Consider the following 17,364-nt stretch of genomic DNA (forward strand, 5'->3'; position numbering starts at 1 on the left):
ATTGTGATTACTCGCTTTTTTTTCGTAATATTACGATATAAAAGCCATTTGTATGGAACACGTTATCCACAACATAAAACATTACTATGTAATTCCGTTTTTTCTAGTTTTCGCTTTAGTTTTGGTTGTTGTTCTATTATTGAATAGAATTTATTACCAATATAATTTACCTTACCGATATCATATCATACAAAAATCGCAACGCTTTTTAACTGAAATCGCATTATCAAAAGACGACAAAAATACGCTGAAATCTAAAATTGCCCAATTTAAATCTGAGATTCCAATTCATAAAACATGGTGCAAAGAGATACTCGTTGAGGATCTCATCAAAATAAAAAATAATCTGAAAGGCAAAACAGCTAAAAACATTCTTACAATTTATAAAGCATTAGATCTAAACCATTATTCTGCCAGTTTAATTCGGGACTTTAGAAAATATAAAAAATACGAAGGAATTCGTCATTTTCAGGCTTTAGGTTATAAACCGGGAATCTCGCTTTTAAAAAAATATTTATTTCATCCCAACAAAGTTATTCGTTCTAATGTAAATGTTGCTTATTTGGCTCTTTCAAAAGGCGATTGGAAAGCAGTTGGCAAAGTTCCTATCAAACGTTCAATCATTGCTACAATAAAAGTAATGGACGTTTTACATAAAGAAAAAATTCCACAGCCGAAAAATCTGGACCTTTGGATTCAGTCGGAAGATCCAATGGTTTTAAAATTAGCCGTAATGGCGATGGTTTTTTATAATTATACAAATAAATCAGCCGAAATAATAAAATTGCTACACCATGAAAATAAAGCTTTAAAAATAGATGTAATTACGGCTATTCAGGATCTTTTTTTAGAAGAAGCCGAAGACGATTTATTATCATTGTTTTACAACGAATCTTTAGAAATTCAATTGGAAATACTGGAAGCTCTTGGTGTTATAGGATCTGAAAAAACAATAGCTTTTTTAAAAAACGAAATCCCGAAACAAGAAATAAAAGATATTAAATTGAAAATGGTTTGCTCCTTAAATAATTTAGATGCAATTGGTTTAGACTTTTTAGGAAATAAGGATGCCGACACACAAAAAATGATTAATCACACTAGACAGTTAGAATTATGATACATGAATTTTTAGCTTATCTAGTTCGTTTTTATGATATTTTTGTAGCCACTTTTTCCCTCAGCTACATTCTGTTTTATATTTTTTTGGCAATATTGTCCTACTGGGCCATTATTAAACATTTAAAAGAACAAAAATATTTAGAAGAAGAGGTTCTTCTTCGTTCTAACCATATCTGGGGTGTATCGGTTGTTGCACCAGCCTTTAATGAGGGAGTTAATATTGTATATAATGTAAAATCACTACTTTCCTTAACGTATCCTAAATTCGAAATTATCATTGTAAATGATGGCAGTACAGATGATACATTAGAGAAATTAATAACCGAATTTGATTTGGTTAAAATTGATTTTTATTACCAGGAAAAAATTGTAACCCAACCCGTAAGAGGACATTATAAATCAAAAAACCCTGTATATTCAAAGTTGTTAGTTGTCGACAAAGTAAACGGAAAAAGCAAAGCTGACGCCTCTAATGCAGGAATAAACACCTCACAATATCCGTTATTTTTATGTACTGATGTCGATTGTATTCTAAAAAGTGATACAATTCTAAAATTAGCAAAACCATTCATGGAAAATGAAACGCGTGTTATTGCAACTGGTGCAGGAATCAGGATTTCGAATTCATGTGAAGTAAAAGAAGGTTTTTTATTCAAAGTTCATTTTCCAACAGAATGGTACCCTTGTTTTCAGGAATTAGAATATGTTCGTTCTTTTCTGTTTGGGCGAATGGCATGGAGTAAAATAAATGGTTTGCTGCTAGTTTCCGGCGGATTAGGTATGTTCGACAAAGATATTGTCGTAAAAGCCGGAGGTTATTGGCATCAGTCTTTGGGTGAAGATATGGAGCTCATAACTAGAATGAGAAAATACATGCATGATACTAATGAGAAATTTTTAATTAAATATATTCCTGAATCGCTTTGCTGGACAGAAGTCCCGAGTACAAGACAAGTGTTTCTAAGACAACGAATTCGCTGGGCCAGAGGATTGATACAAACGTTATATTTACATCGAAATATGTTTTTAAATCCGAAATACGGACGAACAGCTTTTCTGGTTTTGCCCTTTTTTTTCACTTTTGAATTCTTAGTTCCAATAATCGAATTTCTAGGCATCTTAACCTTAATCTACAGTTTTATTTTTGGTCTTATAGATTATCAGTATCTCCTATTAATTACTACATTAATTTATCTGTTTTATCTTTCGATAACAATAGTATCCATATTGATTGATGAAGTACTATATAAAAGTTACGCCAATTATAAAGAATTGTTACTGCTGATTGGAATGGCAATTATTGAACCTATTGCCTATCATCCGATTAATGTTTACGCTTCATTAAAAGGCTATTGGCATTTCTTTTCTAATAAAGAACAAAAATGGGGTGTAATGGTTCGTAAAGGTTATGAAAAACCCGTCAAAAAATAATTTGAAAATGAAAAGTAAAACTATACCAATAGCCAGACTATTCTTTTGTTTGTTTTTATTTTTTAATCAAAATATAAATGCACAGAAAAAAATAGACACCGATAGTCTTTTGACCGTTATTGTTACCGATATGAAAACCAGCCACCCGAATTACAAGTTAAACATTCAAAGGGCTTTGTTAGGAAAAAAACTGGCTCCTGATTACCTTGATTTTCATTTGGTTTTAGGTCGAAATTATGATTTGACTAAAGTAAAAGACAGTGCCCGATATTACTATAATTATGTTATTGACAGAAATCCTGTTTATGAAGATGCCTTTCTTTATTTAGTTAATTTAGATATCGAAGAAAAAAAACATGATGAAGGTTTAATTTTGGTAAACAAAGCCATTGAGTTATATCCGGACAATAAAACTCTGAGACTTAAAAGAATCGCTATTTATTCCTTGCAAAACGACACCCTAAATGAAGAAAAATACTTAAAATCGATTCGGGCAAAATTCCCTAATGATCCTCAAATTGAACAACTATTATATGATTTGTATTCTAAAATAAACTTTGACAGAGTTGGTGCGTATTATAATGTAACAACTATTGATCGTAGCGGAGTTGGCCCCTGGCATTTTGTAAGTGCCGACTATGTAAGGCAGCGTTCCTGGGGAAGTTTGATTGGCCGGGTTAACTATGCCCGAAGATTATCTTCAAATGCCGTTATGTCCAGTGGTCTTCAGTTTGAAGCGGAATCTTACCTTTTTGCTAAAAAAAGCAACTATCATTATATTGATTTTGCCTACAGTCAGGATGATGCTTTCCCGGAATGGAGGTTTGGTTATTCTTATTTTCATACCTTTAACAAAGGTTGGGAAGCCGATTTGGGAGCACGCTACCTTATAATGCAGGATAATAGTGATTTAAAAACGTTAAATATTGGTGTCGGAAAATATTTAGGCTCTTTTTGGGTAAACTTAAGATCTTACATTCAGAAAGATGGGACTTCATTTACTGTAACTTCAAGATATTATTATAAAACAAAATATGATTATGCTACGCTAATTGCGGGTTACGGAACTTCGCCAGACGATCGAACCAGAGCTGCAGAATATGAAGCGAGAATGTCTTTGCGTTCCTATCGTTTAAGTGTCGGTTTTTTTAGATTGGTAAAAAGCCATTATATTTTTGGAGTTCTCATCACAAACAATGAACAGGAATATGAAGCAAATAAATTTCAAAGAGAACTCGATTTTGCATTTTTAATGCAATATAAATTTTAAAACATTATGAAAAAAAAGCACCTTACTTATGTTCCCCAGATCTTTTTTTTCTTATTTACTTTTACAATGATGGCACAATCTGAAATAATTATATCCAATAAAAATAGTATTATTTCAAAATCTGACGATACTCAGAGCGCATCCTTGTTATTAAAAAAATATCTTGACATAGCTTTTTCAAAACAATTTGACAATATCAATGAGAAAAGGCATGAAGATTTATCTGAAATTGTTTTAGAAGTTTCAGATCAGGAAAAACTAAAACCAAATGAATTTATAATTAAAAGCGATTCAAAATCAATTTATTTAATTGCTCAAAATCCAAAATATCTTCGTTATGCCGTTTATACTTTACTGGAAATTTGGGAATTCAGAAAATTTACTTCCACAGAAACCTATATTCCAAAAGTTGAACAGTTTACCTTTTTAAAAAACACCAAAAAAACCTATCAGCCAGCCTTCGATTACAGAGCACTTTTTTATCCTGATTGCTACGATGAAGCTTTTAGAGAATGGCACAAGCTCGATTGGCAAGTAGATGATTTTGGTATTTGGGGGCACTCCTTTAATGTTTTGGTTCAGCCAAAAGAATATTTTAAAAGCAATCCGAAACTTTTTGCTTTATACGAAGGAAAAAGAAACGGAGAATCTTTGTGCATGACAAATGACACTGTAGTGGATTTGATAGAGAAAAAAATGACCAAAATAATTGCTGATACACCCAACGCACAATTTTATTCGGTCAGCCAAAATGATGATGTTGTTTATTGTGAATGTACTGAATGTAGAAAATTGAATGAAAAATATGGTGGTCCTCAGGGCTCATTTTATTATTTCTTAAATAAAGTTGCCAAACATTTTCCAAAAACAAAAATTAGTACACTCGCCTATTTACATACTTTAAAACCACCAGTAAACTTAAAAATTGAGCCGAATATTTATACCATTTTCTGTCCGATTGAATTGAATCGAGGAAAAGCAATTAATGCTCAAAACTCTCCTTCATTTGTAAAAACACTGGAGAACTGGAGTGTTACATCTCCGCATTTATTCCTTTGGGACTATACTGTTCAGTTTTCTAATTATATGTCGCCCTTTCCTAATTTCGAACCTTTTCAAAGCAATTATAAACTCTTTAAAAAGAATAAAGTAAAAGGCATATTTACTCAGGGTTATGCTGATGTTCCTGGAGATTTTTCAGAATTAAGGCAATATCTTTTGGCTAAATTACTGTGGGATACGGAAATTGATATAAAAGCTGTAACGGCAGATTTCTTAAGAGGCTTTTATGGAAAAGCAGCTCCTTTTGTTGGGAACTATTTGACTCTTTTAACGGAAAATCAGAATAAAAGTAACACCTATTTAGATATTTATTCTGGTCCTGTGCAGGCCAGAAACACTTTTTTGACTCCGGAAGCGATGGATCAATATGATAAATTACTGGAAAAAGCAGCAGCTGCGGTTGAAGATGATAAAACTTTAAATCTAAGAATTCAAAAGCTGCGTTTGGCTTTAGAATATGTTTATTTTGAACAATCGAAATTTTACGGTAAAAACCAACATGGAATGTTTATCGTAAATAATAAAGGCGAAAAAGAAGTAAAAAAAGGATTGACAGAAAGAGTTTTAAAATTCACAAAATCCTGCAATGAATTTGGAATTTATGAATTGAGCGAAGGTGGCCTTTCACCAGATAACTATTACAAAGAATGGCTGGAAATTTGCAAAAACACTGCAACTCATCTGGGCGAAGATTTAAAAGTAAATTTTATAACACCACCATCAGATGATTTTAAAGGAAAAGGAAGTGCTGGTTTAGTTGATGGAAATAAAGGTTATAAAGACTTCAATATCAACTGGATTGGCTGGTATGGAACAGAACCTTCACTTGAAATCGAAACAAAAAAACTGGATTTTAATACTCTAAAATTAAACTTTCTTGATGATCAGAGGCATTGGATTTTTGCACCAAAAAAAATACTAATTTATGGTTATGAAAATCAAAAATGGACACTTCTAGAAGAAAAAACTTGTGATAATTTAACTGAAAATGATCAAATTACAACAAAATCATGGGAACTTGTAAATCAAAAATTTAGTAGTTTTATCAAAATCAAAATAGTGATTAAACCCCAAACAGAATTACCCGGCTGGAGAAAGCGAAAAAACAAGAAACCTACGCTAATGATGGATGAAATAGAGTTGTATAAAAAATAAAAGCCAGCAAATGAATAACAGCGAAAAGAAAATTCTAATCATCGATAATGATGAAATGACTATCGAAATTCTAAAATTTATTCTAAAAAAAGAAGGTTATAAGGTAAGCATTGCAAAAGATGGTGTCAATGCTTTAGAACGAATTCCGACTATTATTCCCGATTTAGTGATTACTACTATAATAATTCCGCTTAAATCAGGATTACAAATTATTAATGCCATCAAACAAAATTTCAAAGATATTCGCGTGATTGCACTTTCTTCACTTGGCGAGGAAGAAAGTACTGTTGAAGAAGCCTTTGAACTGGGTGTTGATGATTTTATTGCAAAACCATTTAATCCAAACGAGCTTTTATTGCGAATAAAACGATTTTTATAGTAATTTAAAGTCTAATTTTGAGAAATACGAATACCCTAAACAATCGTAATTTCTAAGAAACATCAATTTTTCAGCTATTTATAGCTATCTTTGCACAAAATTTAATGCAAATGAGCACTTTCGAAAAATTCAATCTTCCAAAATCAGTACAAAAAGCAATCGACGAATTAGGCTTTGTTACGCCTACTCCTATTCAGGAAAAATCTTTCTCTGTGATTATGTCTGGACGAGATATGATGGGAATTGCACAAACCGGTACCGGTAAAACATTTGCTTATTTATTGCCTCTTTTAAAATTATACAAATTTACTCCAACCAATACACCTAAAATTGTAATTCTGGTTCCAACCCGCGAATTGGTAGTTCAGGTTGTAGATGAAATCGAGAAATTAACCAAATACATGTCGGTTAAAACGCTTGGTATTTTTGGTGGTGTAAATATCAATACACAAAAAAAAGCCGTTTACGAAGGTGTTGACGTTTTAGTTGGAACACCAGGTAGAATGATGGATTTGGCTTTGGATGCAGTTGTTCGTTTTGATGAAACTCAAAAATTAGTTATTGATGAGTTTGATGAAATGCTAAATTTAGGTTTCCGTACACAGTTGACGGCGCTTTTGGCAATGATGAAAACCAAACGTCAAAACATTCTTTTCTCTGCAACAATGACAGATGAAGTTGATGCTGTTTTGAATGACTTTTTTGATTTTCCGGAAGAAGTTACCCTTGCTGCTTCAGGAACTCCGCTTGAAAATATTACTCAAATTACATACAACGTACCGAATTTCAATACAAAAGTAAATTTGCTAAAACATTTATTAGAAACAAACGAAAGCATGGAACGTGTTTTGGTTTTCGTCAATAATAAAAAGATTTCAGATATGCTTCATACGCGTATCGAAGAAGATTTTGAAGGCCAGTTTGGTGTAATTCACTCCAACAAATCTCAAAATTACCGTTTGAGCACCATGGCTGAATTCCAGGAAGGAAACCTTCGTGGATTGATTACTACTGATATTATGGCGAGAGGTTTGGATATTTCGAATATCTCACATGTTATCAACTTTGAGCTTCCTGAATTTCCTGAATTGTATATGCACAGAATTGGTCGTACAGGTCGTGCCGATGCTACGGGAACTGCAATAAGTTTTATTACGCCTCGTGAAGAAGAATTTAAAGTGGAAGTGGAAGTTTTAATGAATCAGGAGCTTGAAATCGCTGCGTTTCCAGTAGAAGTTGAAATTTCAGCAAAATTAATCGAGCCTGAAAAAGACCGACAACCAATTAAGTTTTTAATGAAAAAACAAACACTAAAAGGTGATGGTGCTTTTCATGAAAAAGATAAAAAGAATAAAAAAGTTAACTTAGGAGGACCTTCTAAAACAAAAAAGAAAACACACGGATCTGTCAATCGAAATATGTTGAAAACGAGAGATAAGAAGAGAAAAGATAAAGATAAATAGATCTTTTTAAGGAACAAAGGTTCAAAGTAAAAATATACAAAAGGCTCAAAGAAGTAAAAGTTAATTCTACTTCTTTGAGCCTTTTCATTTTCAAGCCTCTGAACCTTTGTTGCTCTGAGCCTCTGAACCTTTCAATTATATTTTAGTAAACACCAGCCCAACTGGTGAACATAACTCGATTCTTTTTCCAGTATCTGTAAGTTTTCCGGTAGTTTTATCTCTTTTGAAAATTACAATATTATTAGTGTATTGATGTCCTACTAAAAGATAATTTCCTGTTGGATCAATAGCAAAATCTCTTGGGCCTTTTCCTAAAGTACTTTGCTGTTCTACCAATTCAATTTTTCCGTCCTTAAGAATTTTATAAACTGTGATATTATTGGCATCTACTCTGTCGGTTACATATAAAAACTTTCCATCAGGCGAAATTTTGATCGCAGCTGCTCCTGTACCACCTTTAAAATCTTTTGCCAGTATACTAGTTTCGGCAAGTTTTTTTAAGTTTCCGCTTTTATCATAGCTAAAAGTTGTCAGCGTTGCATCCAATTCCTGAACTAGATATACAAATTTACCGTCTTTGCTAAACGTCAAATGCCTTGGCCCGCTTCCTGGTTTTACGTCAACAGTTCCTTTTAATGTCAGTATTTCATTTTTAGAATTCGGATTGTATTTATAAATAAACACTTTATCTAAACCTAAATCATTAGACAATACGAATTTTTTATCCGGAGAAAAAACGACCATATGTACGTGTGCTTTTTCCTGACGAGCCGGATTTACCCCCTTACCTTCATGCTGAATTACTTGTTGTACTGTAGTAACACTTCCATTTACCTGTTTCTTAAAAACCACAATATTACCGCCAGAATAATTGGCCACAATAACGTTTTTATCGTCATTTATTAAATGACAAGGGTCGGCTCCTAATGCTTTATTGGTATTTAAAAAAGTAACTTTTCCTGATTTTGCGTTATATCCAAAAGCGCTAACCGCACTTTGATCTCCATTTTCGTTTACGGCATAAATAAATTTATTATCTGCTGAAACCGATAAATAACTCGGACTGATAACACCTTCTGAAGAATTTTTAAATTTAAATTCACCTGAAGCCGCATCGAATTCATAAACATAGATTCCGTTGCTCTGGCAAGTATTAGTATAGGTCCCAATCAATAAATTAAATTTATTCTGAGCCTGAGTTGTAAAAGCTAACGCTGAAAAAAGCAGCATATATAATCCCTTCATAGTTTTCTGTGGTTTTTTGAATATGCTAAAATACTCAATAATATCAATAGAAATTACATTTGTTGTTACAAATGAATTATGAAAAGTTACATTTTTCCAATTCACTTTTAATCTTTGAAACCATAAGAGTAACATAATTCCATTTAAATTTTCAGCATGCTTATAATCTCTTATATTACTTATATGGTTTAACTAAAAATTTGTATTTTTGACCAGTATCTACAAAAAGTAGTGAAGTAAATCGAAGCCAGAATGCATTTTAAACACCCCGAAATTTTATACTTTCTGTTTTTATTGATTGTTCCAATTTTGGTGCATTTGTTTCAATTACGACGTTTTAAAACTTCTTATTTTACAAACGTAAAATTCTTAAAAGAACTTGCCGTTCAGACGCGTAAGAGTTCGAAAATCAAAAAAAGATTATTACTGGCAACCCGGTTATTATTACTCACTTGTGTCATTCTCGCCTTTGCTCAGCCCTTTTTTGAAGCCAAAGACAGCAAAAATGCGACCAACGAAATGTATATCGTTCTGGATAATTCATTCAGTATGCAGGCTAAAGGCAAGAAAGGGGAATTATTAAAACGTGCCGTTCAGGAATTACTTGAAAATACACCTGAAAATACATCGTTTTCCTTATTAACCAACACCGAAAATTTCTGGAATACCGATATAAAATCTTCAAAAAGTGCTTTACAGAATTTAAGCTACAGTGCCGCAGCTTTCGAGCTTTCTTCTATAATGGCAAAAATTAAGGCGCACAAATCAGCACATAAAAAAGATATTGTCATTATTACCGATGCTGTTGGCTTAACGGAAAAGGATGTTAAAAATATCGATTCTGAAGAGAAACCTTATTTTATAGTTCCGGAAGCAGAACAAAAAAACAATGTATCTATTGACAGTGTTTTTATTACTCAAACATTAGAAAATTTTTATCAGATCGGAATTACTCTATCGGCTTATGGTGATGATTTTAAACCTGTTTCGATGGCATTATACAATCAAAATAAGCTGATTGCCAAAACCATTATTAATTTTGATAAGAAGAAAAAAGAAATCAACTTTACAATTCCCAAAGAAGCTTTTCACGGCTATGTAAGCATTGAAGATAACGGACTAACTTACGACAACAAACTTTATTTTAGTATTTCAAAAGCTAAAAAAACAAACGTAATTAGTATTGGAGAGCCTGAAAAAAGCAATTTCCTATCCCGAATCTATACTTCAGCCGAATTTAAATACAATAATTACTCCCTAAACAATTTAGATTATAATAGTCTTGAAGAACAAAATACTATTATTCTAAATGAACTAATTGAAGTTCCGCAGGCACTACAAACTACTTTAAAAGCATTTGTATCAAAAGGCGGAAATTTGGTTATAATTCCTTCTGAAAAAACTTCAGTTTCTAATTTGAATTCTTTTTTAGGAAATTTTGGAAAAGTTCAGTTTGGAAATCTGGAGGCCAAAAGTAAATTAATTACGAAAATCAATTTTGATCATCCCTTATTTTCTGGCGTTTTCGAGAATAAAATCACCAATTTTCAGTATCCAAAAACAAATAACTCGTTCGCTATTTCAAGTCCGTATCCGGCGGTTTTAGCATATGAAGATCAAAGTGTATTTGTAACGGCAATTCAAAATCCAGTTTCAGGAATTACTATTTTTTCGGCACCAATAAATTCAGAGAATTCAAACTTCCAGCAATCGCCTTTGATTGTGCCTCTTTTTTATAAAATGGGACAGAACAATCAAAAAACAGGTGTAAATGCATTGACCATTGGTAATAATCAACCTTATTTTGTAGATGTCTTATTGACCAAAGATGCTATTTTGGAAGTAAAAGGAAACGAGGATTCTTTTATTCCTATTCAACAGATATTAAATAATAAGGTGAAATTAACCTTCAACGACTTTCCTGAAACGGCCGGTAATTATACTGTTTTTGATAAAAAAGAATCGATTGAAAACCTAAGTTTCAATTACAAACGAAGTGAAAGCGATTTAAGTCAGGTAAATACAAACATCGTTTCAGATTTTAAAACTGCCGATACGATTTCGACTATATTTAACACCTTACAAACTGAACGAACTGACAGCCAAATTTGGAAATGGTTTATTATCTTTGCACTGTTATTTTTAGCATTAGAAATGGCAATCATCAAATTTGTAAAGTAAAACGCAGAGTTTTTCTTTTTGCTTTTAGTTTGTCATTCCGAGGAACGAGGAATCTCCGCGAGAAGCTCGACAAAGATTGGCTTTCCGTTACGGAGTTACTTGCGGGGATTTGCTGCGCCAGTCGCTAACGCTCGAGTCTCCTCTGTCGAAATAACAAACTGTATGACTAAAAATGCTAGAAAATACGATTTCAATTTAAAAATAAATTTATCTACATATGAAAATAATCATCAGAAGCGCCAAAATTATCGATTCAAAAAGTCCGTTTCATAACCAGACTGTTGATCTTTTAATTGCAGATGGTTTAATCGAAAAAATAGGAAATTCAATTCTTGATATTGAGGATACAACCGAAGTAAAATTTGATAATTTACATCTTTCCCAAGGTTGGTTTGACAGTAGTGTTTCATTTGGAGAACCAGGCTTCGAAGACAGAGAAACAATTGCTAACGGGTTAAATGTTGCTGCAAAAAGTGGATTTACAGGAGTAGCATTACAACCTAACTCTTTCCCTGTCATTGACAATCAATCTCAGGTAAATTTTGTAAAAAACAAAGCAAATGGTTTTGCTACAGAACTTTTTCCAATTGGAGCGTTAACCAAAGCCAGCGAAGGAAAAGACATGGCCGAATTATTCGATATGAAGAAAGCCGGAGCAGTTGCATTTGGAGATTATAATAAAAGTCTTGATAACGCCAATCTGTTAAAAATTGCTTTACAATACGTACAGGATTTTGATGGTTTAGTAATTGCTTATTCTCAAGATACCAATATCAAAGGAAACGGAGTTGCCAATGAAGGAATCGTGTCTACAAAATTAGGCTTAAAAGGAATTCCGAATTTAGCCGAAGAATTGCAAGTGGCCCGAAATTTATTTTTACTAGAATATACCGGAGGAAAATTGCATATTCCGACAATTTCTACGGCAAAATCAGTTGAATTAATTAAAGAAGCTAAAGCAAAAGGCTTACAAGTTAGCTGTAGTGTTACTGTACATCATTTAGTTCTTACTGATGAAAAATTAGAAGGTTTTGATACGAGATTTAAAGTGACACCGCCATTAAGGACTGAAACTGACAGAACCGCTCTTATAAATGCTGCTTTAGACGGAACAATCGACATGATTACTTCAGATCACAATCCCATTGATATTGAATTCAAAAAAATGGAATTTGATACCGCTAAAAACGGAACAATTGGACTTGAAAGTGCTTTCGGAGCTTTGCTAGCTGTTTTACCTTTAGAAACTGTAATCGAAAAGCTAACGTTAGGAAAAGCGGTATTTGGAATTGAAAACAATACAATTGCTGAAGGTTCTATAGCCAACTTTACTTTTTTTACTCCTGAAGGAAAATCAACTTTTACGAAAGAAAATATTCTTTCAAAATCTAAAAATTCCGCCTTTTTAGGAACTGAAATCAAAGGTTCTGTATACGGGATTTTAAATCAAAACAAACTTGTTATCACAAAATAATTAAAATGAATAATTCAGTAGAAGAAGGAAAATCAATCGCCATTACCAGTTATATTTTAATCATTGGGGTTTTAATTGCGATGTCAATGAACTCTGAAAATAAAAATAGCTTTGCATCTTTTCACATCCGTCAGGCCTTAGGATTGTCTTTAGCTTTTATTTCTTTCGGAGCTATTATCAGCAACTTTGACAGCTTTATGATCACTTTCCCAATGTGGATTTGCATTTCTATTTTATGGACGTACGGGATTTTTAGTGCCATTCAGGGACAGACAAGACCAATTCCGTTAGTTGGGAATCTTTTTCAGAAATGGTTCAAATCTATCGGTTAAATAAAATTCCAAATTTAAAATTGCTTCGCCTGTTCGCTAACGCTCGGGTCCAAATTCAAATAACTTTGGTAAGTTTTAAATCTTGACAAAGTTGAAAAATTCACAATTCACAACTTACAATTCACAATTAAAAAAATGAATCTATCTTTAGAATATAAAATACAAGAACCAAAAGTTATTTTAGATAAAAATCCTGTTTTAATCTTATTACACGGATACGGAAGCAACGAAGCCGATTTGTTTTCGTTTGCGACTGAACTTCCTGATAATTACTATATCATTTCTGCAAGAGCGCCATACGATTTACAATACGGAGCTTATGCCTGGTACGCAATTAACTTTGACGCTGATCAGAATAAATTTTCAGATAACGAACAAGCCAAAACTTCTCGTGATTTAATTGCTAAATTCATTGATGATCTAGTTGCTAATTATCCAATTGATGCTAATGATGTAACCTTGATTGGTTTCAGCCAGGGTTCTATTTTGAGCTATTCTGTTGCGCTTTCTTATCCTGAAAAGGTTCAGCGAGTTGTGGCAATGAGCGGTTATTTTAATAATGAAATTATAAAAGAAGATTTCGAGAAAAACGACTTTAAAAACCTTAAAATATTTGCTTCACACGGAACTGTAGATCAGGTTATTCCCGTAGATTGGGCAAGAAAAACTCCTGCCATTTTAGAAAATTTAAATATTCCAATTACTTATAAAGAATATCCTGTTGGACATGGAGTTGCGCCTCAGAATTTCTTTGATTTTAAGAATTGGCTGGCTTTATAGTTTATAGTTTTCAGTTTTCAGTCGCAGTTTTCAATTTTAAACTGTGACTGAAAACCGAGACTAAAAACTTCCTTATTCCCCTGTATAAATAATCTTCTCTCCTTTTTTCAGCACATAACCTTTCCAGGGAATTAACTGTAAATCATCTTTAACCCAGGAATCTCCTTCCGATTTTCTTTCGAGAATAATAGATTCTTTTTGAGTATCCAAGAAAAGTTCCGCTTTATCACCATCGAAGATTACGTAGGCAACTGTAGAATAGGTTTTTCCATCTTCAGCGTGAGATAATTTAGTACTGTTTTCAAAAATTCGGATGCATTCTTTTTTAAGAATCGACCAGTTATAACCCGCAGAAGCTTTACAGCCATGAGAATCTGAATCTCCTCCAACTACAACAGCTGGAGTAGTATCTTTTTTTGCCGGTTTTGAAACTTCTTTTGATTCCTTCTTTTCTTCAGAAACTTTTTTCGCACAAGAAAAAGAAAGAGCTATTATAACTGAAAATAAAAGTACTTTTTTCATATGTTCTATATTTAATTTAGTTCAAAAACATAGGACATAAAAATCCTATTTTTGATATAATATTGATTGGTTTACTTCAAAATTAATACTTTCATCATCATTAACAAAATATTTTAACAAGACTTCTCCCCACAATTCACCATTGCTATAATCAGCGATAATCCATCTGTGGTTTAATATCTTTACTTTGTTGATGATAAATTTGTTCGGACCAATTTTATCCTGACCTGTATAAGGATTCCCGTTAGGATTAGCATTTAAATCCAATAATTTCTCTGTTACGACCGGAATCAATTTTTCAAATAAAATTGCTTTCCCTCCAGAAGCGCTGTTATCAAAGTAATTCTGAGCATTTTCATTATGTTCTAAAGAAAAATAATCGGCTTCAGCCAATTTTCCTGCTACTAAATTTATACTATCTCTAAGCTTCTTCGTTGTTTTATCGTATCGCTCTTCTCCAAATTTTACTTCTCTGCTATAAAACATATAAGTAAAAATATTCATTAGTATCGCAAGGATAAAAAGGTAAAGCATTAAGGATTTTTTCATTTTGTGTTCTATTATTTAAATTGTAATTTCTAAGTTATCATAAGCCAGAAAGACGTTTTCAGGAAGTTGCTTTTGCACTTCCTCGTGAAATCCTAAAACATGGCTAATGTGTGTTAAATACGCTTTTTCCGGTTTCACCAAATTTATAAAATCAAGCGCTTCCTGCAAATTAAAGTGTGTGTCATGAGGTTCTACACGCAAGGCATTCACAACCAGCACTTTCAGATTCTTTAATTTTTCAATTTCAACTTCTTCAATTGTTTTCACATCAGTTAAATAGGCAAAATCATCAATACGATAACCAAAAACCTGTAAATCACCGTGCATTACGTTTACCGGAATTGCCATTTTATTGCCAACAGCAAACGGTTTATTATTTACAACTTCGATCGTTTTAACGCTTGGCGCACCAGGATATTTGTTTACGGTTTCAAAAACATATTCAAAACGACGTTTTAGATTGTCGATTACACGTTCGTGTCCATAAACCGGGATTTCTCCCTGACGGAAATTAAACGGACGAATGTCATCTAAACCAGCAGTATGATCAGCATGTTCGTGCGTAAACAGGATTGCGTCGAGTTTTCGACAACCACAGGAAAGCATTTGCTGTCTGAAATCGGGTCCGCAATCGATTACATAAGAGTAATCGTCCCACGTAATCCAAATCGCTACACGGAGCCTTTTATCCTTAAGATCAGTGCTTTTACAAACGGGATGATCGACCCCAATAATCGGGATACCTTGAGAAGTACCAGTGCCTAAAAAATATACCTTCAATTGAACTTATTTTTTTTACAAAAATAGGATTATTTCTCTTTCATTAGAAGCCTAATTTACTAACTTTGTAACAAATCTATTTAAAATAAAATGGGTACAGAAATAAAACTCAAAGGTGACAAGGTCATCGAACAGATTCCTTCTATAAAAGACAAAGCGTTACGCATTAATTTAAACGAGAATATTTACGGAACATTTGCTGAAATTGGCGCGGGACAGGAAACTGTGAGGCACTTTTTCAGGTCCGGAGGTTCATCGGGAACTATTGCAAAAGCAATGTCTGCCTATGACAAAGATTTTAGTGATGCCGTTTACGGAATTGAAGGCGACGGTCGCTATGTTACCGAAAACCGACTCAAAAAAATGTTAACCTTTGAAGGAGAACTTATTGAAGAGCGTTTAAGTAGAGAAAAACATCCAAACAAACTTTTCTTTAGTTACGCCAACACGGTTGCAACTATTGATTTTGCTAAACAATTTAAAGGTCACGGTTGGGTTGGAATACGATACCAAATTGAACCGGACGAAGCTTATAACGAAATTATTCTTCACATTCGTTTTAAAGAAACTGATGCCCGACTACAACAAGAAACATTAGGAATTTTAGGTGTAAACTTAATTTACGGTGCTTTTTACAAATACAACGATCCAAAGCGATTACTTCGCTATTTATACGATCACTTAGACAAAGACCAACTTGAAATTGATACTATTAACTTCTCAGGACCTCGTTTTGCTGATGTTGATAATCGTTTAATGAGCTTACAACTGGTTAAAAACGGAATGACAGATGCGGTAATGTTTAACCCTGATGGGAAAAATGTATTACCTGCTGCCGTTTTATACAAGAAAAACCTTCTTGCTTTTAGAGGAAGTTTCCGTCCGGTTACGAATGTTAATCTTGATATGTATGAGAAATCATTAAAAATGTTTCTCGAAGAAAATAAAGTCGAAAAAGACAATACTTTAGTTGTCTTTGAAATTACACTTTCTAATTTACGTTCAGATGGTGAAATTGATGAACGTGATTTTATGGACAGAGCCGAATTACTTTGTTCGCTTGGCCAAACCGTAATGATTTCGAATTTCCAGGAATATTATAAAGTTGTAGAATATTTCTCTAATTACACCAAAGCCAGAATGGGATTGGCAATGGGAGTTAACAACTTAGTTGATATTTTTGACGAGAAATACTATCGCCATTTAAGTGGAGGAATTCTGGAAGCTTTCGGAAAATTGTTTTACCGAGACATGAAAGTTTTCTTGTACCCAATGTTGGGTGAAGATGGAGAAATTATCACTTCTGATAATTTAAAAGTACATCCAAGAATGAAAGAATTGTATAAATTCTTTAAATTCAACGGAAAAGTGGTTGACATTAAAGATTACGATCCTGGTATATTAAATGTATTCTCAAGAGAAGTTTTGAAAATGATCAGTCAGGGAAAAACAGGTTGGGAACCAATGCTTCCTTCCGGAGTTGCCGAAATCATAAAAGAACATCACCTTTTTGGATACCATCCTCAAAAAGAATTAGAACAAAATACATAATATCAAAAAACCGAAAAAGAAAAGTTTTTCTTTTTCGGTTTTTTTTTGTTTCAAGTTTTTTTTGTTTCAGG

The 17,364-nt window shown here is 32.9% G+C and carries 15 protein-coding genes; 11 read left to right on the forward strand and 4 right to left on the reverse strand.

Going from position 1 to position 17,364, the window contains the following annotated elements; genetic code table 11:
* Window positions 1–52: 52 nt before the first annotated feature.
* From B0A65_RS20040 to B0A65_RS20065, 6 genes are all read left to right on the forward strand, one after another.
* Entirely contained in the window at window positions 53–1,117 is a 1,065-nt protein-coding gene (locus B0A65_RS20040; protein ID WP_074656973.1) for a HEAT repeat domain-containing protein, read from the forward strand.
* Entirely contained in the window at window positions 1,114–2,550 is a 1,437-nt protein-coding gene (locus B0A65_RS20045) for a glycosyltransferase family 2 protein (RefSeq protein WP_074656972.1), read from the forward strand. Before B0A65_RS20040 ends, B0A65_RS20045 begins: the two co-directional genes overlap by 4 nt.
* A 7-nt stretch (window positions 2,551–2,557) precedes the next feature.
* Window positions 2,558–3,820, forward strand: a complete 1,263-nt coding sequence (locus B0A65_RS20050; protein WP_207556467.1) for a YaiO family outer membrane beta-barrel protein — start codon at window positions 2,558–2,560, stop codon at window positions 3,818–3,820.
* 6 nt (window positions 3,821–3,826) lie between these two features.
* A complete protein-coding gene (locus B0A65_RS20055) occupies window positions 3,827–6,037 on the forward strand; it encodes a DUF4838 domain-containing protein (RefSeq protein ID WP_242670321.1) in 2,211 nt (736 codons plus the stop codon).
* A gap of 10 nt (window positions 6,038–6,047) precedes the next feature.
* Window positions 6,048–6,416, forward strand: coding sequence for a response regulator transcription factor (locus B0A65_RS20060; protein ID WP_074656971.1), 369 nt, complete (start codon window positions 6,048–6,050; stop codon window positions 6,414–6,416).
* A gap of 110 nt (window positions 6,417–6,526) precedes the next feature.
* Window positions 6,527–7,879 (forward strand): DEAD/DEAH box helicase, encoded by a 1,353-nt coding sequence (locus tag B0A65_RS20065; protein WP_074656966.1) that lies wholly within the window; start codon window positions 6,527–6,529, stop codon window positions 7,877–7,879.
* Window positions 7,880–8,014: 135 nt separating this feature from the next.
* On the opposite strand, the gene B0A65_RS20070 is transcribed toward B0A65_RS20065, so the two are convergent.
* On the reverse strand, window positions 8,015–9,124 hold the full coding sequence (locus B0A65_RS20070) for a lactonase family protein (RefSeq protein ID WP_074658283.1): 1,110 nt from the start codon (window positions 9,122–9,124) through the stop codon (window positions 8,015–8,017).
* A 252-nt stretch (window positions 9,125–9,376) separates the two neighbouring features.
* On the opposite strand from B0A65_RS20070, the gene B0A65_RS20075 reads away from it, so the two are divergent.
* The 4 genes from B0A65_RS20075 (at window position 9,377) to B0A65_RS20090 (ending at window position 13,891) form a co-directional block, all read left to right on the forward strand.
* Window positions 9,377–11,305 (forward strand): vWA domain-containing protein, encoded by a 1,929-nt coding sequence (locus B0A65_RS20075; protein WP_074656964.1) that lies wholly within the window; start codon window positions 9,377–9,379, stop codon window positions 11,303–11,305.
* Window positions 11,306–11,522: 217 nt separating this feature from the next.
* A complete protein-coding gene (locus B0A65_RS20080) occupies window positions 11,523–12,779 on the forward strand; it encodes a dihydroorotase (protein WP_074656962.1) in 1,257 nt (418 codons plus the stop codon).
* A 5-nt stretch (window positions 12,780–12,784) separates the two neighbouring features.
* Window positions 12,785–13,111 (forward strand): membrane protein, encoded by a 327-nt coding sequence (locus tag B0A65_RS20085; protein ID WP_026982068.1) that lies wholly within the window; start codon window positions 12,785–12,787, stop codon window positions 13,109–13,111.
* A gap of 135 nt (window positions 13,112–13,246) precedes the next feature.
* Window positions 13,247–13,891: an alpha/beta hydrolase gene (locus B0A65_RS20090; RefSeq protein ID WP_074656960.1), complete on the forward strand. Its 645-nt coding sequence runs from the start codon at window positions 13,247–13,249 to the stop codon at window positions 13,889–13,891.
* A 72-nt stretch (window positions 13,892–13,963) separates the two neighbouring features.
* Here the strand turns inward: B0A65_RS20090 and B0A65_RS20095 are convergent, their stop codons facing one another.
* From B0A65_RS20095 to B0A65_RS20105, 3 genes are read right to left on the reverse strand one after another with little or no spacing between them, the layout of a single operon-like run.
* A complete protein-coding gene (locus B0A65_RS20095) occupies window positions 13,964–14,413 on the reverse strand; it encodes a hypothetical protein (protein WP_074656958.1) in 450 nt (149 codons plus the stop codon).
* 45 nt (window positions 14,414–14,458) lie between these two features.
* Window positions 14,459–14,962 carry a hypothetical protein gene (locus tag B0A65_RS20100; protein WP_074656957.1) on the reverse strand — a complete coding sequence of 168 codons (504 nt, stop codon included), beginning with the start codon at window positions 14,960–14,962 and terminating at the stop codon, window positions 14,459–14,461.
* A 15-nt stretch (window positions 14,963–14,977) separates the two neighbouring features.
* Window positions 14,978–15,742 (reverse strand): MBL fold metallo-hydrolase, encoded by a 765-nt coding sequence (locus B0A65_RS20105; protein ID WP_074656950.1) that lies wholly within the window; start codon window positions 15,740–15,742, stop codon window positions 14,978–14,980.
* Between the two features lie 90 nt (window positions 15,743–15,832).
* On the opposite strand from B0A65_RS20105, the gene B0A65_RS20110 reads away from it, so the two are divergent.
* Window positions 15,833–17,293 (forward strand): nicotinate-nucleotide adenylyltransferase, encoded by a 1,461-nt coding sequence (locus tag B0A65_RS20110; RefSeq protein ID WP_074656948.1) that lies wholly within the window; start codon window positions 15,833–15,835, stop codon window positions 17,291–17,293.
* Window positions 17,294–17,364: the final 71 nt, after the last annotated feature.

This window comes from Flavobacterium frigidimaris, assembly GCF_002217275.1.
In the GTDB taxonomy this organism is placed as follows: Bacteria; Bacteroidota; Bacteroidia; order Flavobacteriales; family Flavobacteriaceae; genus Flavobacterium; species Flavobacterium aquidurense.